Origin of the sequence: Paenibacillus sp. A3M_27_13 (assembly GCF_024213315.1) — a bacterium.
In the GTDB taxonomy this organism is placed as follows: domain Bacteria; phylum Bacillota; class Bacilli; order Paenibacillales; family Paenibacillaceae; genus Paenibacillus; species Paenibacillus polymyxa_B.
Window position 1 is genome coordinate 318,584 of the sequence record NZ_JANAVE010000004.1, and the last position, 19,502, is coordinate 338,085.

A 19,502-nucleotide genomic window follows, 5' to 3' on the forward strand; every position below is an offset into this window, starting at 1 on the left:
ATGTAACCGTATTCTTTGATTTTTTTGTACTCTTTGTCCATCCCCGACATAGGTATATTAGTACAACTCCAAAGGAGGGGCCTCTATGTCGCTATACCGTCGTTACTCGCTTCCTCTGCTCATCCTTACACTGCTATTCCTGTTTATGCTTATGGCTGTATACCCGCAATCTTCTCTGAATGCCGGGCTTCGGGGGCTTGCCATCTGGTGGGACGTGCTGTTTCCGTCTTTATTCCCGTTTTTCGTTATTTCCGAGCTTCTCCTCGGTTTTGGAATTGTTCATTTCATAGGTGCGCTGTTGGATCCGCTGATGCAGCCTCTATTCCGTGTACCTGGCTGTGGGGGTTTTGTCGCTGCGGTCAGCTGTGCATCCGGTTACCCGATTGGAGCTAAACTAACAGCCAAGCTGTGGGAGCAAAAATGGATCACACGCATTGAAGGAGAGCGTTTGGTCGCGTTTACCACTTCCTCTGATCCGATATTTTTGATCGGTGCGGTTTCCGTTGGCTTCTTCCATCAACCAGAAATTGCACTCGTACTAGGCGCGGCCCATTATGGTGGCGTGCTCATCATCGGGCTGCTTATGCGCTTCCACGGTTCCCGTTCAGGGGAAACAGGTACTCGCAGCGACCGCCAACCTACTCAAAAAGCCTGGTCGAAGTCCAAGAATACAAAAGCAGCAGATCGCAATAGGCAGCCTGGACCCCTACGCCAAGCATTATATGCCATGCATACAGCTCGTTTGGAAGATGGTCGCCCATTGGGTGAGTTACTTCGTCAGGCGATTACTTCCTCCCTACGCCTTATTATTGTCGTAGGAGGGCTAGTTGTATTCTTCTGCGTCATTTTAGAAGCTTTGACGAACTCCGGTTTAATGAGCGGGCTTCATCTGCTTACAGCAAGCCTATTGACTGCATGTGGTCTTCCTCCTACGTTAACGGAGTCCATTGTGGGTGGTATTTTCGAAGTCACTTTAGGAGCGCAAGCCGCAGGTAAAGCCACGGCAGCGGCGTTACCATTCAAGGTAGCCGCAGCCGCTTTTGTTCTCTCCTGGGGCGGGCTGTCGGTTCATGCGCAGGTTGCAAGTATTTTAAATATGACGGATCTTCGTTATTTGCCATTTTTGTTGGCCCGGGCTGCGCACGGCATCATCTCAGCACTGCTAGCTCTCGTGTTATGGCGGCCTCTTATGGGACAGGGAAGCTCTCCAGTCTTTTCTCCGATATACGACATCGCGTGGTCTCCTGGCTTCTCGTCCGTCATGTTGTTGCAAAGTCTGCTGTTTCTTGCCTTTATACTGGCTGGAATGCTTAGTCTCTCATGGTTGAGTGTGGGTACAAGTCGCTTATATGTACGTTTGAGAAGAACACACAGGCAATGAACGATTGTGTTCTTGCTCATAATTGATTATGATCGATATATACCCATGACAAAGGAGCTTTTCATCTTGAGATATTATGTTCTGGATCGCGGGGATCAGCACTCCATGGACTTGAGTCAGCAATTTCACCGTCTTGCCCAAGAAAAGAATTTCAAGCTGGATGCCGAATCGCCGGAAATCGTCGTGTCTATTGGAGGCGATGGTACGATGCTTCATGCGTTTCATACCTTCATCGACCGCATTCCGGATATTGCCTTTGTTGGTGTACATACCGGTCATCTAGGCTTTTACGCTGATTGGCGTGCGGACGAGCTGGAGGAGCTAATCCACCTGATGAGCCAAAGCGGATCTGAAGGACCGCTTAACCCGAGAATCGTTAAGTATCCACTGATTGAGTTGGAAATTCACAAGAAGTCAGGCAATGCTTCTTTTATTGCCTTGAATGAATTTACATTAAAAGGGGTGGATGGCACTGTCGTTGCCCAAGTAGATATTAACGATATCACCTTTGAAATGTTTCGCGGTGATGGTATATGTGTTTCTACCCCCTCAGGAACGACCGCCTATAATAAAGCACTTGGCGGAGCTATGGTTCATCCCACCATTGAAGCATTGCAATTGACTGAGATCGCTTCCATTAATAACCGCGTGTATCGGACACTGGGATCGCCATTGCTACTGCCAAAACACCATCATTGTGATATTTTTTCACGGAAAGATCAGCGTCTCTTATTGACAGTAGATCACCTCAACTTTCCTGTAGATGACTTAATTTCTGTTCGATGTCAGGTCGCAAGTCAGAAGATCAGCTTCGCTCGTTACCGTCCTTTCCCATTTTGGGATCGAGTACGCAACGCTTTTCTTAATTAGAACCTATAAAAGAGCCGAATCTGGCTCTTTTTTTAATTGAGTAGGTGATGCTAACCCCAATGAGTTTTTGTAAATTTGCTACCGTTATACCGTCCACACTGGTCATACCCCTTAGAAAAGAGTAACGGCAGAATAGATAAGTAACAGACACATGATTGTATTAATGATTTTATCGTATTTTGTAAATATCTTTTTAAAAGCTGAACCAAATATCGCCCACAGTAATAATGCCGCGCAACCTATGAGGATGGTTAAACATATTAAAAAGAGCATAGATCCTTTTGAATTCTGATATGGAAGTATGAAGCTGGACGTCGCTGTTAAAAAATATAAGATACTTTTTATATTGATAATTTGAAAAAACAAACCTGAAGAAAAGGAAAACTGGCGATACGTATCCTGATCATTACTTTTCTTAGGCAAAGCAATTTTCCATGCCAGATACAATAAATATGCCGCACCAACAACTTTAAAGTAAGGTTCTACTATAGGTAACCACTCATATAGTCGTGCAGTTAACAAGGATGTCACGACACCAAGAATAATAAATCCGGAAATAATTCCAATGAAGAAATGGATCGATCCTTTGAATCCAAATCTTCTTGCTTCATTCATCACCAACATATTACTGGGTCCCGGAGTAAAAGATGTAATAATGACATAGGAAAGGAATGCTGCAAAAATCATTTAGTTAATCTCTCCTCAGAATAAAAGATAGTTGAATAAGTTCCGTTATTCATTGTAATATAGGCCTATCTATCGGTAAAATTGAAATACATGAATTAATTCATTGATTTTTATGATGTCAATAGCAATAGGGATAACTATTCGATTAAAGTGGGTGAGTTATGGAAATACGTCATTTTGTCACATTCAAAAAAGTCATTGAATGGGGAAGTTTCACACAGGCAGCAGAATTTTTAGGTTACACTCAATCTACAGTGACTTCTCATATTCAGGCACTAGAAAAACATATTGGTGCCCCCCTGTTTGATCGAATGGGTCGAAAGGTAAAGTTGACGGATGTTGGGAAAAGGTTGCTGGGGTATACAGAAGAAATTTTAAGTACTTATAGCAAGATTGAAAACATTGCAAACGATGAGAAGGCTGTGCGAGGAGAGTTGAAAATAGCGGCTCCTGAGTCTTTAACGGTCTATCGCTTAGAACCTATACTAAGTGAATATAGGAAAAAATATCCTCACGTGAGTATTAAACTTAGTAATGCTACCTGTGGAGATAATCAAAAAGCGCTACTAAATGGGAGTGCGGATGTCTCGTTTGTCATGTTGCCGGAATTACGTGATTCTAATTTAACTGTCCATTTATTAAATAAAGAACCTATTGTCGTTGTAGGAAGCCCTGACTCTACGATGAATGTTTTAAATAAAAAGCTTACTGAGGCCTTGATTTCCAATGGGAAAGATTGTATTTACCGTACAATGTTTGAAAAATACTTAGAAGAGCGTGAAATTACTTCTTCTCAAATTATGGAGCTATGGAGTATTGAAGCGATCAAACAATGTGTAATGAGTGGGCTAGGTATTACTTGTTTACCTTTCATGACAGTTATAGAGGAACTTCATCAAGAAAAGTTAAAGATCATTCCCTGTGAGGGTGGCTTTCAAGAAATTTTCTCTCAAGTGGCTTATCACAAAAATAAGTGGATTTCTCCAGCCTTATCGGAATTCATTGCTATTACTTTAAAACATGCAAAAAGTTGGTCATAAGCCCTTGGCGACTTCGGAGGTACTTACACAACAAAACGGCCCCTGAAAATTCAGGAACCGTTTTGTTGTGGAGCTGTAAATGTTTTATTCTTTTTACTACCCTCAGCTCTTTCGGCTTTAGCAGCTGGCTGGGTCTGACGCTGGCCCTCAGGTTCACGAGAGACACGAACTTGCCGTCCCTCCCGATTTTCCTTTGATTGACGCTCATAGCGTGGTCCACGCGATTCCTTTTTATCGAAACTCCCTTGCTGATTGCGCTGTCTACGTGGTTCCCGGGCTTGCTGCCCTTCACCCGGATTGCGTCCATCCTTTGCTTCACGTGGTTCTCTTGGCTGGCGCGAATCGCGTGCTTCACGTGGCTCACGCTGCCGATTTCCTTCACGTCCTTCTCTGGATGGACGACTTTCGCGAGCTTCACGCGGCTGTCGCTCACGTACTTCCTGGGCATCCTTCGATTCCCGACGTTGCAACTCGCGTGGTTCCCGGGATTCTCGAGGCTGCTCCACTCGCGATTCCTCCGTAGCTGTGGAATCCTGCTGTGATTGCGGCCACTCCTGTTCTCCAGCTGTATGTTGCAATACTTCTTGCTGCTCTTCGGGTTCTAGCGTTCCTGCTTGTTCCCTTTGAGCATCTACCAACTGCTGAATATCTGGAGCAATGATTTCATCATTGACCCCGTTTTTATTAACCACTTCACGACTTTTTTGCAACACAAAATAGGCACAGCCAAAATTGCAGTATTCATTAATGTAATCGTCCAGTATCACTATAGATGTATCCTTATTTGCTTTGGGATGACCGTCTCGATAAAAGCCCTTCAGACGTAGCTGATTGTAACCCCAATCACCAATAATGTAATCATAGCGATCCAGCACTTCACTATACCGATCACGAAACGCTTCGGGATTCCACCCGTTCTTGTGATCCTGCAACAATTCATAGTTTTTACCACCGATTTGAAACAAGCTATTCTGACCGCCTTTCCCGGATCAAGCCTGCGAAAGGGCGCCTTCTTCCTTATGCTGAGCGGCTGACTTCACCTGCTCATGCGCTTGGTAGGAGCTGCGGACCAACGGTCCGGATTCGACGTGGCTGAATCCCCGCTGTAATCCCTCTTCCTTTAACTTCGCAAAATCTTCCGGTGGATAATATTTTTGCACATATAAATGTTTCTCGGACGGCTGCAAATATTGACCAATTGTCATAATGTCACAATCGACTTTGCGCAGATCATCCATGGTTTGTAAGATCTCGTCCCACTCTTCCCCGACACCTAGCATGATGCTTGATTTCGTTGGAATAGCCGGATTTAATTGCTTCGCACGTTGAAGCAGCTCCAGAGAGCGACGGTATTTCGCTTTAGCCCGAACTTTGTCGGACATTCGCTCCACCGTTTCAATATTATGATTCAGAATATCTGGCTTGGCATCCATGACGATTCGTAGCGATTCAATATCGCCCATAAAATCGGGAATCAATACTTCTACACTGCAAAAAGGTAACCGGCGGCGAATCGCACGAACCGTTTCTGCAAATATAGTAGCACCCCCATCTTTCAAATCGTCGCGAGCCACACTGGTTACGACACAGTGCTTCAAATTCATGTTTTCAGCCGCTTCAGCGACGCGTTCAGGCTCCTGCAAGTCCAGTTCCGTAGGCATTCCCGTATTTACTGCGCAAAAACGACACGCACGCGTACAAGTATCACCCAAAATCATAAATGTAGCTGTCCTATTGGCCCAGCATTCATATATATTAGGGCATCGTGCCTCCTCACATACGGTATGTAATGTCTTGGAACGCATCATGCTCTTGATTTCCTGATAGTTATCGCCTGTCGTAAGTTTAATACGAATCCAGTCGGGCTTAGCTTCCTTCACTTTTCTAGACAATGGCATAGACCTTCTTTCTGATAAGCTTAAGCTGTCATTGCCATACATTATAACATGAAAGCCATGGAAAAACCTCCATTCATTGTTCCCTTTTTGATATGACATTGATGCCGGAAAAAGTAAACTCTTTACATGGATAAAAGCGGCGGATATGGCTCAATCTAAACAAAAGCACCCTATTCACGCTATTGAATACGGGGCCTAGAATTTACCGGGCGATTAAGCCCTTCTATAGGAGGTCGGTTCACGTGCCTTACCCTACGCGGACAGCCCGAGCTGTTCGTTTGTTATCGCTGCTGTTATGCGCTACTACACTGACAACGGCCTGTCCGCTTCCTGCCCATGCCTTTGCCAATCACTTACAGTCCTCGTCCGCCAGAAGCAGCCTGACCGCAAATGTAGATGCTTCACATGCTCAGTCTTCGTCGTATACGTCCAGGCTGGCTCTATATCATTCCATCGAAGCCCTGACTGGAGTTCCTTGGTACAGGCTGGCCGCCATCGACCAGTATGAACGCACACTTACAGTGGCCCATCCCAGGGATCGCAAGCATGCGGAACGGATCATAGGTATTTTCATCACGGGACCAGTCTGGTCCGGCCTGATGAACCCTGATTCGGAGGATCAAAATCCGCGTTCCATTGAACTATTTTCCGGGCTGGGACAAGACGGTTCGGGTGATGGAATCGCTGACCGTAATAATGACAAGGATCTGCTATTCAGCATCGCATCTTATCTCGGAAAGTATGGAAACAACGAGGATGAATTTGGTATTGCCGTTTGGGAATATTACCATAACAGCCGCGCAGTTCAAAGAGTTCAGCAGTTTGCCAAGCTGTATCGGACGTATGGCAAACTGGATCTGGTCAGTCAAGCCTTCCCTCTTCCTTTAGGCAGCATTTATAGCTACCGCAGCACATGGGGAAGCCGTCGCAGCTGGGGCGGTTACCGTATACATGAAGGAACTGATCTGTTTGCTGGCTATGGAGTTCCAGTTCGCAGTACCTGCTACGGTGTAGTTGAAATGAAGGGCTGGAATCCCTTCGGCGGATGGCGAATCGGAATCCGAGATCTCAACAACCGCTATCACTACTATGCGCATCTTTCCGGCTTTGACAAAACCGTCCACAACGGAGACATCGTTACACCCGGCCAGACGGTTGGCTGGGTCGGAAGCTCGGGCTATGGAAAACCCGGTACCCAAGGCAAGTTTCCACCGCATCTGCACTATGGTATATATCGGGACAATGGCTGGGCAGATTGGTCCTTTGACCCGTATCCGTTATTAAGACAGTGGGAGCAGACCGAACGCAAAGCGCTCAAAACAGGAAAAACAAAAGGGACCTCCTCATAGGGTCCCTTTTGTTTTTCCTGAGCGTCTCACGTCAGTCCCCCTCTGCTCTATGGCGTTGGGGACTGACTGGAGGTGTTTTGGTCTTCCTGTACCTCTGGAACACTTACTGTGCTGGGATCTACAGCGCCGCTACTCTCTATGGAATGGGGAGGCAACGCCAACTGCGGAGCGGCTGCACCATTTTTACCCACTGGTTTCCCCTGATTGTCATAGTAGTACATCGGAACGTTGCCTACCACTAATAAATAAGAAACCGGAATTTCCGTCTCCACAATCTGAGGTTGCATCTCAAACGGTATAACCACGGACACTTCCGTCGTAATCCGAATGTACACTTCCACCAAGATCATGTTTATGCCCGCATCCTGTTGACGGGTATTTAAATCCACCTTGATTGCTCCATGCGGCTCCACCTTTAGGGGGACCGTTGGTCCATAAGCTGCCAACAGTGGACTGCCCAATGCCTGACCAATCGGAACACTCTCATCAAAATGGCTCATGCTGTCCATCGTTGCCTTGACTGCTTTGAGCGTGTCTGACGTAATTCTCATATGCTCTGCATAATTCAGAACAAAGCCGGAGGTTCTTCCTTGTGCATCCGTTCTCCATTCGATCAAATTATCAGCCGTCTTCCCCTGCTCTACCTGTGCTGTAATTGCTGAATTAATAGCCTCCGTCGCCATTTGTTTGACCCGTACTTTTGCCAGGTGCATCATAGGCGGCTTCAAATGCTGCTCCACATAAGCAGCCACCTGTATGATTCCCACCAGCAGCGCCAGTACCACAATCAAAAATACTCTACGTCTGCCGCGTCGCCTTCTATTGGGTGCGCTGTGCCATTGCGGTCTTCTCATCATCCGATCCCCCCGCAGCGTTGAACTTACCCTACAAGGATATGCAAGGGAGGGACGAAAAAGAAGCCGCCCGTCCGGCAGCTTCTCTAGATGGAATACATATACAATTGCAAATTTCAGGTGCACTTATTATTTGAAAATGTGGTCAATCTTTTCGATATCAGCCTGACTCAATTGGACATTTAGCGTCTTCAGATTCGCCAGCACCTGCTCCGGCCCCTTCGCCCCTGGAATGAGGGCATCAATCGAATCGCGGGTCAAATACCATGCGAGTACAACATGAGCAACCTCTGCATTCAACGCATTGGCAATCTCTCGTACCTGCTCCACTTTGTCCAAGTTACGAGCAAATGCATCTCCCTGAAACAGTGGATTTTTTGCTCTGATGTCTGTGAAGGTCATGTCTTTCGTATACTTACCACCCAGCAATCCTGAGGCTAGCGGGAAATAAGGCACAAACGAAATGCCATTTTCCTTGGTATAAGGCAGCAGATCCTTCTCAGCTTCCCGTTGAAACAAATTATATTGGGATTGGAGCACATCTACATAACCGTCGCTATTCGCATCCTTAAGTTGTTCAATGGAAAAGTTAGATACGCCAATAGCCTTGATTTTGCCTTCGTCCTTAAGCTTCTTCAATTCTCCGACTGCTTCTGCCTTCGGCGTAGCTTCATCGGGGAAATGGATATAAAACAGATCGATATAATCGGTCTGCAATCTTTTCAGACTGGATTCGACGGATTCACGTAAAAAAGCAGGCGAGTTGTCAAAAACAACCTCTCCGTTCACAAATTTGTGTGCCCCCTTGGTCGCAATGACCGCTTCCTCACGTTTGCCCCGCTCCTTCAGCACCTCACCGATCAATCGCTCTGAGTGCTCAGGTCCATAAATAAAAGCCGTATCCAGAAAATTGATGCCGTTGTCCAAAGCTGTGCGAACAACATCTTTACCCGTTTCATCATTCAAACCGGAAAAGAGATTATGTCCTCCCACCTTATTTGCACCCAAACCGATTGGTTTTACATATAGATCTGTTTTGCCAATACGCACTTGCTCTGCCAATTCACGTCATCTCCTTTTCGAAAGTTACTTCCATTTTATTATTAGACTCCAAAAAAAGCAAAGTGCGTACCTGGCAGTTGTCCTCATCCTTTAATCCCCGTCAAGGCAATCCCTTCCATAAAATACTTCTGTCCTATGGCAAAAAGAATAATAGCAGGCAAGACTACAATTAAAGATGCGGCCATCAAAACGCCCCATTGAGCCGAATATATTCCCTGAAATTGCTGCAGCCCAATCGCCAACGTAAATTTGCTCTCATCATTAAGGTAAACCAGCGGCCCCATAAAATCATTCCATGTATTCAAAAACGTAAACAATCCAATGACCAAAATCGCTGACCTCGACAAAGGCAAAATAATACGGGTGAAAATCGTAAAATGATTGCCTCCATCCACAAATACAGCTTCATCCAGTTCTCGCGGTAGAGTCATGTAGAATTGTCTTAGCAAAAAAATATTAAAAACGCCTCCACCAAAAAAAGAAGGTAATACCAATGGAACATACGAATTAACCATGCCTAATGCCTGCCAACCAATAAATGATGGAATCAGCGTGACTGCAAACGGCAGCATCATGCTGCTTAATAACAAGGCAAATACCTTATCTCTTCCCTTCCATCTCATTCGCGCAAAGCTGTAGGCAGAAATGGTACTCGACAGAAGTACACCCGCCAAAGTACCCGCTACGACGATAAATGTATTCACAAAATAGCGCCCAAAGGATAACTCTTCAAACGGCTGTAAAAAATTCTCGAATACAAAAGGCTCTGGAATCCATTTCGGCGGGATCAAAAAAATCTGACTTAAATCCATCATGGAGCTTCGCACCAGCCAGTAAAAAGGAAACATACAAAACAGTGAGCCTACTATGAGAATTGTGTAGAGCAAAACCCTGCTCCAACTCCAACCGCGTTTTTTCATGTTCATGCCCTCCCGCCTTCGTAATACACCCATTTTCGGGCCGTCTTGAACAGAAAGGCAGTGAATACCAAAACGACAATAAAGAGCACCCAAGCAATAGCACAGGCATAACCCATATTCGAAAAAGTAAATGCCTCGCGGAACAAATAAAAGGTATAAAACAAGCTGGAGTTATTGGGTCCACCCTGAGTCATGACGTAAGGTTGAACAAACACTTGAAACCCACCAATGAAGCCCATAATCGTATTAAAAAAAATAGTGGGCGATGTCAATGGAATTGTAATATACATAAGCTTATGAAGAGCGTTTCCACCGTCAATTTCAATGGCTTCATAATAATGTCTAGGTATATCTTGCAAGCCTGCCAGAAAAATAATCATGGTTCCTCCAACGGTCCACAAACTCATTAAAACCAGAGTAGGAACTACCGACCCTTCGCTATAGATCCACTGACTTTCAGGCAAATGCAGCGCACGCAGCACCACATTTAGCAAGCCAAGATCCGGATCAAACAGCCACATCCAGATCATAGACGATGCTATGAGTGGCACAATGGTAGGGAGATAGAAAACAGTCCTGAAAAAAGCCAGACCTTTTACCTTTTGATTAAGTAATATCGCCAAAAAGAAAGCTACAATAATTTGCAGGGGCACACTCAGGAACACATAATAAAACGTAACCCCGAGTGATTTATAAAAAAATTGATCCGTACCGTCAAATAAGTGGACGTAATTATCCAGACCGATAAAATGGGCCTGTGAAGCCACCTTGTAATCGGTAAGACTGAACCAGAGACTAGCGATCATCGGTCCCAGAACAAAAATGACAAAGCCGAGAATAGCAGGGGCGGCAAAAAGCCACCCCAACCAATTTTCCTTCTTACGAATAGAAGATAATGATTGCATTCTATCCCTCTCTTTCTGTCAAAACACTCACCCTATTCTTTTGGATACGTCCCCTTAAATTCCGCGTTGGCCTTTGCGGAAACCTCCCTAAATGCTTGCTCCACCGTTTTCTTGCCCAGCCATACCTGATCCAGCGCCGGGTTAATGATGGCATTGATTTTTTCCGAGTTTTTCAGATAATAGTCGTAAGAATTAACACCGTTATGCAGCGTTTGGTTCATGACAGCATCACGGTAACCATCGGCATGACCTGGTTTGACATCGGCCCATTTGCTAATCAAGTCTGGTTCGGTATACCACTTTTTCATGACAGGCATCCACAATCCGCTGGAATGCATGTCAAGTCCGCTTTCAGCATCCAGCAAGAATTTATAAAACATCCATGCTTCTTTAGGATGTTTGGTTTTGGCAGAAATCACTTCCGGTTCGCCAAACAAGATCGTTTTGCTGCTTTTCAGCTTGGGTAATACGCCTACACCAAAATTCACCTTCGATTCTCCAAGATCCAATTGAACCCACTGTCCATCCAGATCCATCGCTACACGCTTACTTTGCAGTGCTACGGCCGGGGAAGGTATATTTTTGGACTGAGTCGGCGACGGTGCCACATGATAAACGTTGATCAGATCAGCCATTTTCTGAACAGCTTCAATCACATCAGGGCTCTCAAGATTAAGCGAGTCCCCTTTGTCTGAAATGACACTTGCGTTATTGGAAGGCACAAGCAAATGCCACATCCATGTATCAAACCGAACTCCATACTGTTTAATGTTACTTGCATCGAAATTGGGACTGAGCGCATTATTTCCCGCTTTATCAATGGTGAGCTTTTGTGCTGTCTCTAAAAACTGCTCCCATGTCCAAGCCTCCTCAGCCTTTACTGGCGGCAAAGCAACACCAGCCTCATCAAACAAATCTTTATTGTAATAAAGCGCGAAAGCTTCCTCAGTTACCTTGATCCCAGCCACTTTGTCCTTATCCCAATAGATGACTGAATTAGGAATAAGACTTTCCTTCGTTAGCTCCTTATCCTCCTTCAAAAATTCATTTAAATTATATAGTTTGCCTTGTTCAGCCCATTGCAGAGCCTGTGCTTTATAAATGGGAAATACATCGGGTGCCTGATTGGCGGCAAACATCGTCGTTAATTTGGTTACGTAATCCCCGGGGATATGCATATAGTTAATTTTGATCCACGGATATTTCTCTGTAAATTTTTTAGCGATTTCCTGCTGAACCTTCTTTTCATTGGTGCTCCCCCAACTGGCATAGGTCAGTGTCACTTGCTCGTGACCCTGCAAATCAACTGGTTTGCTGCTGCTCTCATTTGAACTACAGGCTGACATAAGCCCAACGATCAAGCACATGCAGACGATCCATAATTTTCGTTTTAACATGAGTAACGCCCCCAAACCGTTTATTTTTTTATCTTTTCGTTTGTTGCTTCGTCACTAAACTCATTTTAGCAAACGCTTACATTTTTAAAAGTCGTACTCTCATTGGATTGGTGTCATTTGATTAGATCTATGAATTTCTCCGATGCGAACCAGGACGAATGTCCCTTTACCTGCTGGCGAGTGGAGCGTAACGCCATAATCCATTCCATATAATAGCCGTACTCTTCTGTCTACATTTTTAATGCCCGTTGATCTGATTTCTCCAGCTTGAATTCGGCGTATATGTTCTTCTTGAATTCCTAATCCATTATCCTCCACTTTAAAACACACCAATTGCTTCTCGATCCAGGCTGTGATCTTAATCAGACCCCCTGATTCCATTTCGGCGAAGCCGTGAATAATTGAATTCTCTACAAAAGGCTGCAAGAAAAGTTTGGGAACTTCCATCTGAAGCAAAATGGGATCAATATCATATTCCACCGTGAACTTGTCCTCAAAGCGATTCTGCATAATAAAAATGTATTTTTCCAGCCAATTCAGATCGGTTTCCAAACTCCATGTATCGTTTTTATTTCGAGTAGTAATTTGCAGCATTTCCGCCAGACTAATGATCAATTGGCCCAGTTCCTGCTGTTTATGTTCTAAGGCGATCCAATACATGGTCGTTAAGGTGTTATACAAAAAATGGGGATTCAGCTGTAAATTAAGTGCCATTAACTCCGACTCTTTGGCTCGTAGACGTGACTTGTAATTTTCCTCGATTAAATCTTTAATTTTTTCATTCATTTGATTAAACCGAATCACCAGGTCTCCCAATTCATCGTAGCCACGCACAGGAATTCGAATATCAAAATGCCCTTTCTCCATTACTTTCATCGCCTGTTTCATATCTGTGATGGGCTTACTGATGTAAACAGACAGTAAATAAGCAAGAATAACAGCAACAAGCATCATAAAGCCTAAAAAAAACACCGTGTAGGTGCGAATCGTTGATAGATGTCCCAATACATCTTCCATGGGAATGGCTATATAAGATACCCAGCCCGTCGTCTTCATCGCTTCGTAAACCAGTAATATGCTTTGACCTTTAACGTTTACCATTTTCATCCCTTGTTCCGAAGTAATGGCATCCTTAAGCCAATCCGCCACGGGCTCCCCCACTTGTTGCTGTCTATCCGAACTCATGACCATCCCGTTTTTATCATGAATCATGCCATAGGATAGATGTGCAAATCCGCTGCGGGCTGCATAATCTTCAAAACCCCCTTTTAACAAGTCAGGACGAAAATTCAATATAAGTATAGGTTTTTCCTTGCCCTCCGGAAGCGTATGAAAGGTTCCTGCATCATCTAATGCAGTCAAATGGAGCTGCTTTACCACAGCAAATAAAGAACTAAACTCATAGGAGCCTCGTTTTAAATCCTGCTGATGGAATGTATCGGCATACGAATAAGCGGGAATCCATTGGGTAGCCCCTTCTGCTTCCACCGCCGTTGTTGCCAACGGAGAAGAATAGAACGGCTGAACGGGAATATACATCCGATCAGTGCTTCCATATGCATAATTTTGCGTCATAATTTGGGAAGCATACACTTCCTCCATATTGCCAAAGTATCTGTACAAAGTTTTTGTAATGCTGCGATCAGCTCGTAACAGCGATGAAGAATCCGTAGTATCCACGTTCATAATGGTCTGAAGAAGATCATGGTCGATCGGAATCATATCTACGGTTTTTTGAATAGCTGTCAGCTTGTTATCCAGCAGCTGGTTATTACTACGCAGAACGCTTGTAACGCTATCTGTTACATTTGTAGTAATATTCCGTGCGCTCGTTTCAAAGTAAACGAAACCTAGGATCAAAACGATAAAACCAGACAACAAAAAATAGGACAGCATCAATTTCGTACGAAAGCTACTGTCCAAAAATTTTTGATACATATATTTAACTTGGCGCATCGTATCTTCCTTTCACCTAACAATCATTTGAATTTCCTACGAAATTCTTCCGGCGTGTGCATTACGTTTTTTTTGAACACTTTAAAAAAGTATTTGATATCTTTATAACCAACCTGTCTACTAATTTCTGCGACCTTGGCGTCTGTATGCAGCAGTAAGTGCTGAGCCTTTTGCATTCTGAGCTTCACCATATATTCCGTGAACGAGAGCCCAAAATAATTTTTGAACAGAATGCTAAAATAGGACGCATTATAGTGGAAGCGCCGGGCCACGATCTCCAGACTTAGGTCTTCATGTAGATGTGCATCTAGAAATTCCTTGCACTTGTTCATAATGGGTTCGCCTTTGGAGCCGCTATGAAGCTCAAGAATCAGCTCTTTTAACCATGTTGCAACACGATCCTCAAGATTCCGAAGACAGGTGGCCCCTTCGACAGCTTTGTTCAAACGTTCCGAGAAACGTGAGTAGACTTCCTCACTCCACCCTATATTTAACCGTTGTAAACTAACCAACAGAAGGTGTACCAATTTAGCTTTAAGCGCTTCAGGTGCAGGATACCCTTGTGTCATTTGTCCAATAAAATTTTTCACCTGACCCAATAGCTGATCGGGCTCTCCATTAGAGATAGCGCTTTCAATAAATTTAAAAAAGGCCCTTTGTTCGTGTGCGCTCATTTCCTGTACTGGCCGCTCATCATCTGAAACGACAAGGTTCAAATATCTGATGTGAGGTGTATAAAAACGCATGGAGATCAGGCCAACGGCCTTTTCGTGAGATTGGCTTATTTGCATTTCATCAAAATTAAAAGGGTGACCCCAAGCAAACCAGATTGAAATCGCTTGCTGTTGCTCCAACTTTTTCAGCCCAGCTTGAAGGGCGCTTTTGGCCTCCTTGCCTTCAGCCCTATCCTTCCAATTCACTACTGCAACCACATGGTCTTTACGGGATTCGAGTGGAAACACGACAGAAGACGCCCAAGGTCGCAATATTTCAACAACCGTATTACGGAGCTGAGAATCCCACATATGTATATCCTCCGGGTGGGCCGCCGATGCTCCCAACGCGAGAACTTCTCCTACCCCACGCCATCCAAAGTGACTCTTTAATAGGATTTTCTCATTAGGCTGTAATTTGTCTGTCACGCATTTGCTAAACAAATGCTCCACAAATGCAGGCATACTCTGCTCGATCTGATTCAACGCTGTTTGATTCCCAATCAGTGCTTCCTGCTCCTCTACAATGATCTTCTCCATATGTTGAATCACTTCAATGAGCTGCTGCGATTGCACCGGTTTCACCAAATAATCATTCGCCCCGTACCTCACCGCCTGCTGTGCATAGCTAAATTCCTGGTAGACTGTCACTAAAATAACTTTGGTCTCATGCTGACCAGATGTTCTCAATTGTTGAAGATATTCAATTCCATTCATGATCGGCATTTGAATATCTGTAAAAACGATTTGGATCGGTTTGGATAACGAAATGGTCAGAGCATCTTTCCCGTTCTTGGCTTCCCATACCTCGTATTCGGGACGTAGATCCCTGACCATGGCAGCCAAACCTCGACGCTGTCTAGTTTCATCATCCACAACAAGTACTCCCAGCGGGATCGAATTCACTGACTCCCCTCCTGTTCGTTTTCATACACGCATTTTTTTTCAGTATAACACTTACAGGTGGGAGCCGATCCTATTTTCTTTTTCGCTTCATACCGCGGATAGTCGTTTTCGTTGCCTGATCCACCCGATATGATTCCGTGATTTTTTGCAGTGCTTTGTTGAAGGTAAAATCATCTAATGTATTATGACTTAAATACGCCATGGTTACCTCAGGTAGCTTGATATAACAGATCGATATCGCCCATGCTACCGCCATTTGTACATAATAATCCTCGCGATGGGTCTGATCCAGTAAAGTAAACACCCGCTTCATATACTGTTCCTCAATATAAAAATTAAGAAGCATAACCACACCAAACCGAATTTCATATTCTTTCTTGGAGAATAGATAGGGCTGAATAAACTCCCATACCCGTTCTTTATGATGTTTCGTGATTTTCAATCCGGCACAGAAGCTGTCACATACGGACCAATTATCAATTTTAGGAACAAACTTGGCGGTATAACTCAAAACTTCCTCTATATCTGTTTTTACTGAACCAATCACCATACCTTGCAGCATTACTTCTTCGAAGTGTTCACTTTCAGCGGTCTCCAGGTAGAGACGCCAATCTCCTTTGGCAATATCTTGAGCTAGCTTACGCAGCACTGGCAGACGTACACCCAGCACATTATTAATCGTCGGAAGCAATGCAGCCGTAAATTTCTGAAAATCTGCATCCACGTATGACAGTATCTGTTCTCTGATTGTTTTCTCCATCGTTTCCACTCCCTGATTCTTAACGAAATGAAATACTCCACAAATAAATAGAGGCCACCGAACCATAAGGCGAATAAACTCGGCGGTACTCCTCAAATTGCTGCTTGGTCAATGTATCTAGATGGTACAACTTCATCATTCCCCGTCGAATAGCCATATCGCCCCAACTGACGACATCTGGACGCTCCATACAATTAATCAGCATCATTTCAGCCGTCCAAGGTCCTATCCCTTGCAGCGAGGACAATTTCTGGATCACCTGTGCATCGGAAAGCTCATATAATTCCTGTAAATCCAACAGGCCCTGCTCGATCGTTTGGGCTATATTTAGAATACATGTGGCCTTTTTCATGGTGATGCCACAGCTTTGAATTTCTAAAGCCGTCTGAACGGCTATATTTTGTGGAGTAATCACCCCTAACTTCTCCTGCATCCTTGCCCATATGGTTTGAACCGCCTTGGCCGATATAAGCTGTCCCACAATCGCATGAACGAGCGCCGCGAACAGGTCGGGAATGATGATCCGTTCTACCTTGCCCATTTGCGTCATCGCTGCACCAAGTACGGTGTCTACGTTTTTTAGATAATTGATTTCCTTTTCCCCATAGTCAAAGTTTTTGGTCATTACGGTTTGCATTCGTTCTCCCGCTGCCCCCTTATATGGTTCACTCTTGATTCAATGGCATAGACTGCTGTTGCATCAAGGTTCGAATCCTTCTTTGCTCACGTAGAGTTGTTCTTTCGGGAAAACATGGAGAAAACGTTCATAAACCGTCTTATAGGCAGCAGGATGATACCATTCTTCCAGCCCCAATGACTCGTACAGCGCGCCTATTTTTAAGCTACGCGTTCGTCTCCCCCCACTGCCGTCTCCCATAAAATAATCATCAATACAGACACGGTTGACCAGAGGCACGAGCTTGTCTGCAAAATGTTCACTGCTTGGAAGCATCGGAGCAATCGTAGCTTGCGTCGGTACACCTGCCTCCTTTAAGAGATGCAGCGTTTGGAGGCGAGCCTGGATGGGAGGAGCTTCCGGGGTAAAATGTTTGCGTATATCTTCTCGATCCGTTTCTACAGTCATACTCACACGAACACGATCCCCCAATCGGAGCAGTAAATCGGTATCCCGCCGTACCAGTGGACTGCGCGTCTGTAAAAAGAGAAAATCCGGTGTATCCTCCACCATCACCTCCAGCAGAGACCGGGTCACCTCTTCCTTGTACTCGGCAGGCTGATAAGGATCTGTGCTTGATGACATAAAAATCGTGACTTTACCTTTCGATTTGGCTCTGCGAAGCTCCTTGCGAAGAATATCTGCCGCCTGATTTTTAATATCAACCCATGTCCCCCAAGCTTCCTTCCGAAATGTGGAGACTGGCAATTGGCGTACATAGCAATACGAGCAACCAAAGGTACAACCTGTATACGGGTTCAACGAGTGTGTATACCCTGACAAGAAACCTGTCCCTTTATTCAAAAGAGTCTTGGGGGATTTGTAATACTCATTTTTCATACTGAACCGATGCCACACTTTCCTTTTCGAGCTGCAAAAGCTTCACCTTCATGTCCAAACCACCCCGATATCCGGTCATAGCTCCATTTTTACCAATGACCCGATGACAAGGGACCGTGACCAAAATTGGATTAGCACCGATGGCAGCCCCCACCGCACGAACAGAGGCTGGCTTTTGAATAGCGTTGGCAATATCTGAATAGGATACTGTTTCCCCATACGGAATATCACACAACGCATTCCAAACCGCCATCTGGAACGCAGTCCCATGAAAATCAAAGGGCAATGTAAATTGGGTGCGCTCCCCTTGGAGATATTCAATCAGCTCCTTGGCATAGGGCTGTAAAGCAGCATCCTCTTCAACTAAAGGACTGCCGGGAAATCGTCTTCCCGCCCATGAAAACAATTCCTCTACAGGTTGATTGGGCGAACCTACGTAACATAGTCCTTCCGATGTAGCTGCAATATATAAATTCCAATTCTCATGTGTCAACAATGACCAATAGATCGTTTTATTTATTTGCTGTGCCATGCTGTGTACCTCCATTTTGTGTCGCTTTCGATTTGAGTTGGCGATATTGCAATGGGGTGTAGCCTGTATTCTTTTTAAATAACGTAATAAAGTAAGGTGTATTGGACAGACCTACGTTCTCCCCCACTTCCGCAACAGATATATCTGAGCAAATGAGTAGCTTCTTCGCTTGTTCCAACCTGGTCTGCTGTATATATTCCATTGGAGTTATATGCATGATCCGCTTGAAGGTACGATGTAAATGATACGGACTTCCATGGCTTATTTCAGCCAAGATGTGCAATGTTAAGTCCTTCATATAGTTAGAATTCACGTATTCTGTAACCAGTGCGATCCATTCATGATCAGGCAATCGTTGTCCTGTCGGTTTACATCTTTTGCATGGACGAAAATGCTGGGCCAATGCCTGCCCTGCTGTTTTAAAAATACGGATGTTCTCTCTTTTGGGAGGTCGGGATTTGCAGGAGGGGCGACAAAATATTCCCGTTGTCTTCACAGCGTACAAAAATACCCCGTCATATGACTTGTCGTTTTCTACAATAGCTCTCCACTTGTCGTCAGTTATGGATAAATCGGATGTGCTCATTCAAATCACCTCTCTTGTGCAATGTGGCCTCCCCACATATCTATGGCAGAATTTTTCTAAATCCGTCTGTCTAAATTATAGACTAAATAGTGAGCATATGTACCCCTCTTGGAATGTAAAGGCAAGATAACGAAAAAAAGATGACTCCCCGCGGAGCCACCTTTGATCTT

At 44.6% G+C, this 19,502-nt stretch carries 19 protein-coding genes; 4 read left to right on the top strand and 15 right to left on the bottom strand.

The genetic code is table 11. The features are described from left to right. Positions 1 to 85 precede the first annotated feature (85 nt). Together ylbJ and NLX82_RS17755 are read left to right on the top strand one after the other, a co-directional pair. Positions 86 to 1,381, top strand: coding sequence for a sporulation integral membrane protein YlbJ (gene ylbJ, locus NLX82_RS17750; protein ID WP_023990209.1), 1,296 nt, complete (start codon positions 86 to 88; stop codon positions 1,379 to 1,381). Between the two features lie 66 nt (positions 1,382 to 1,447). Next, positions 1,448 to 2,251, top strand: coding sequence for an NAD kinase (locus NLX82_RS17755; protein ID WP_013372943.1), 804 nt, complete (start codon positions 1,448 to 1,450; stop codon positions 2,249 to 2,251). 111 nt (positions 2,252 to 2,362) lie between these two features. Here the strand turns inward: NLX82_RS17755 and NLX82_RS17760 are convergent, their stop codons facing one another. Then, positions 2,363 to 2,938: a LysE family transporter gene (locus tag NLX82_RS17760; protein WP_053326067.1), complete on the bottom strand. Its 576-nt coding sequence runs from the start codon at positions 2,936 to 2,938 to the stop codon at positions 2,363 to 2,365. A gap of 161 nt (positions 2,939 to 3,099) precedes the next feature. On the opposite strand from NLX82_RS17760, the gene NLX82_RS17765 reads away from it, so the two are divergent. Continuing rightward, positions 3,100 to 3,978, top strand: a complete 879-nt coding sequence (locus NLX82_RS17765; protein WP_254348702.1) for a LysR family transcriptional regulator — start codon at positions 3,100 to 3,102, stop codon at positions 3,976 to 3,978. A gap of 50 nt (positions 3,979 to 4,028) precedes the next feature. On the opposite strand, the gene NLX82_RS17770 is transcribed toward NLX82_RS17765, so the two are convergent. Together NLX82_RS17770 and lipA are read right to left on the bottom strand one after the other, a co-directional pair. After that, positions 4,029 to 4,943: a YutD family protein gene (locus tag NLX82_RS17770; RefSeq protein WP_028541418.1), complete on the bottom strand. Its 915-nt coding sequence runs from the start codon at positions 4,941 to 4,943 to the stop codon at positions 4,029 to 4,031. Between the two features lie 24 nt (positions 4,944 to 4,967). Next, a complete protein-coding gene (gene lipA, locus NLX82_RS17775; protein WP_023990211.1) occupies positions 4,968 to 5,870 on the bottom strand; it encodes a lipoyl synthase in 903 nt (300 codons plus the stop codon). Positions 5,871 to 6,118: 248 nt separating this feature from the next. On the opposite strand from lipA, the gene NLX82_RS17780 reads away from it, so the two are divergent. Continuing rightward, positions 6,119 to 7,225: a M23 family metallopeptidase gene (locus NLX82_RS17780; RefSeq protein WP_023990212.1), complete on the top strand. Its 1,107-nt coding sequence runs from the start codon at positions 6,119 to 6,121 to the stop codon at positions 7,223 to 7,225. Between the two features lie 47 nt (positions 7,226 to 7,272). Here NLX82_RS17780 and yunB read toward each other — a convergent pair whose 3' ends face one another. From yunB to NLX82_RS17840, 12 genes are all read right to left on the bottom strand, one after another. Next, a complete protein-coding gene (gene yunB, locus NLX82_RS17785; RefSeq protein ID WP_023990213.1) occupies positions 7,273 to 8,082 on the bottom strand; it encodes a sporulation protein YunB in 810 nt (269 codons plus the stop codon). 126 nt (positions 8,083 to 8,208) lie between these two features. Continuing rightward, positions 8,209 to 9,141, bottom strand: a complete 933-nt coding sequence (locus NLX82_RS17790) for an aldo/keto reductase (RefSeq protein WP_254348703.1) — start codon at positions 9,139 to 9,141, stop codon at positions 8,209 to 8,211. Between the two features lie 83 nt (positions 9,142 to 9,224). Further along, positions 9,225 to 10,061, bottom strand: coding sequence for a carbohydrate ABC transporter permease (locus NLX82_RS17795; protein WP_025723614.1), 837 nt, complete (start codon positions 10,059 to 10,061; stop codon positions 9,225 to 9,227). Positions 10,062 to 10,063: 2 nt separating this feature from the next. Next, complete coding sequence (locus tag NLX82_RS17800) at positions 10,064 to 10,966, bottom strand: carbohydrate ABC transporter permease (RefSeq protein WP_254348704.1); 903 nt, start codon at positions 10,964 to 10,966, stop codon at positions 10,064 to 10,066. A gap of 32 nt (positions 10,967 to 10,998) precedes the next feature. Further along, a complete protein-coding gene (locus NLX82_RS17805) occupies positions 10,999 to 12,363 on the bottom strand; it encodes an ABC transporter substrate-binding protein (protein WP_254348705.1) in 1,365 nt (454 codons plus the stop codon). 99 nt (positions 12,364 to 12,462) lie between these two features. Then, positions 12,463 to 14,319 (bottom strand): histidine kinase, encoded by a 1,857-nt coding sequence (locus NLX82_RS17810; protein WP_254348706.1) that lies wholly within the window; start codon positions 14,317 to 14,319, stop codon positions 12,463 to 12,465. Between the two features lie 23 nt (positions 14,320 to 14,342). Further along, positions 14,343 to 15,938 carry a response regulator transcription factor gene (locus NLX82_RS17815; RefSeq protein WP_254348707.1) on the bottom strand — a complete coding sequence of 532 codons (1,596 nt, stop codon included), beginning with the start codon at positions 15,936 to 15,938 and terminating at the stop codon, positions 14,343 to 14,345. A 70-nt stretch (positions 15,939 to 16,008) separates the two neighbouring features. Next, positions 16,009 to 16,698 carry a DNA alkylation repair protein gene (locus NLX82_RS17820; protein ID WP_068941916.1) on the bottom strand — a complete coding sequence of 230 codons (690 nt, stop codon included), beginning with the start codon at positions 16,696 to 16,698 and terminating at the stop codon, positions 16,009 to 16,011. Positions 16,699 to 16,717: 19 nt separating this feature from the next. Further along, positions 16,718 to 17,335, bottom strand: a complete 618-nt coding sequence (locus NLX82_RS17825) for a DNA-3-methyladenine glycosylase family protein (protein WP_028541409.1) — start codon at positions 17,333 to 17,335, stop codon at positions 16,718 to 16,720. Positions 17,336 to 17,398: 63 nt separating this feature from the next. Beyond that, positions 17,399 to 18,214 (bottom strand): SPL family radical SAM protein, encoded by an 816-nt coding sequence (locus tag NLX82_RS17830; RefSeq protein WP_068941918.1) that lies wholly within the window; start codon positions 18,212 to 18,214, stop codon positions 17,399 to 17,401. Then, positions 18,204 to 18,746, bottom strand: coding sequence for a methylated-DNA--[protein]-cysteine S-methyltransferase (locus NLX82_RS17835; RefSeq protein ID WP_254348708.1), 543 nt, complete (start codon positions 18,744 to 18,746; stop codon positions 18,204 to 18,206). Before NLX82_RS17835 ends, NLX82_RS17830 begins: the two co-directional genes overlap by 11 nt. Then, positions 18,727 to 19,332: a bifunctional transcriptional activator/DNA repair enzyme AdaA gene (locus tag NLX82_RS17840; protein WP_254348709.1), complete on the bottom strand. Its 606-nt coding sequence runs from the start codon at positions 19,330 to 19,332 to the stop codon at positions 18,727 to 18,729. The genes NLX82_RS17835 and NLX82_RS17840 overlap by 20 nt, the downstream gene beginning before the upstream one ends. Positions 19,333 to 19,502 lie beyond the last annotated feature (170 nt).

What these genes read in the sequence shown, in the direction of transcription:
- NLX82_RS17820 (WP_068941916.1), bottom strand. Translation starts at nt 16,698, where the DNA reads ATGGAGAAAACAATCAGAGAACAGATACTGTCATACGTGGATGCAGAT.
- NLX82_RS17830 (WP_068941918.1), bottom strand. Translation starts at nt 18,214, where the DNA reads ATGAAAAATGAGTATTACAAATCCCCCAAGACTCTTTTGAATAAAGGG.
- NLX82_RS17765 (WP_254348702.1), top strand. Translation starts at nt 3,100, where the DNA reads ATGGAAATACGTCATTTTGTCACATTCAAAAAAGTCATTGAATGGGGA.
- NLX82_RS17840 (WP_254348709.1), bottom strand. Translation starts at nt 19,332, where the DNA reads ATGAGCACATCCGATTTATCCATAACTGACGACAAGTGGAGAGCTATT.
- NLX82_RS17825 (WP_028541409.1), bottom strand. Translation starts at nt 17,335, where the DNA reads ATGCAAACCGTAATGACCAAAAACTTTGACTATGGGGAAAAGGAAATC.
- NLX82_RS17805 (WP_254348705.1), bottom strand. Translation starts at nt 12,363, where the DNA reads ATGTTAAAACGAAAATTATGGATCGTCTGCATGTGCTTGATCGTTGGG.
- yunB (WP_023990213.1), bottom strand. Translation starts at nt 8,082, where the DNA reads ATGATGAGAAGACCGCAATGGCACAGCGCACCCAATAGAAGGCGACGC.
- NLX82_RS17810 (WP_254348706.1), bottom strand. Translation starts at nt 14,319, where the DNA reads ATGCGCCAAGTTAAATATATGTATCAAAAATTTTTGGACAGTAGCTTT.
- NLX82_RS17800 (WP_254348704.1), bottom strand. Translation starts at nt 10,966, where the DNA reads ATGCAATCATTATCTTCTATTCGTAAGAAGGAAAATTGGTTGGGGTGG.
- ylbJ (WP_023990209.1), top strand. Translation starts at nt 86, where the DNA reads ATGTCGCTATACCGTCGTTACTCGCTTCCTCTGCTCATCCTTACACTG.
- NLX82_RS17795 (WP_025723614.1), bottom strand. Translation starts at nt 10,061, where the DNA reads ATGAAAAAACGCGGTTGGAGTTGGAGCAGGGTTTTGCTCTACACAATT.
- NLX82_RS17760 (WP_053326067.1), bottom strand. Translation starts at nt 2,938, where the DNA reads ATGATTTTTGCAGCATTCCTTTCCTATGTCATTATTACATCTTTTACT.
- NLX82_RS17835 (WP_254348708.1), bottom strand. Translation starts at nt 18,746, where the DNA reads ATGGCACAGCAAATAAATAAAACGATCTATTGGTCATTGTTGACACAT.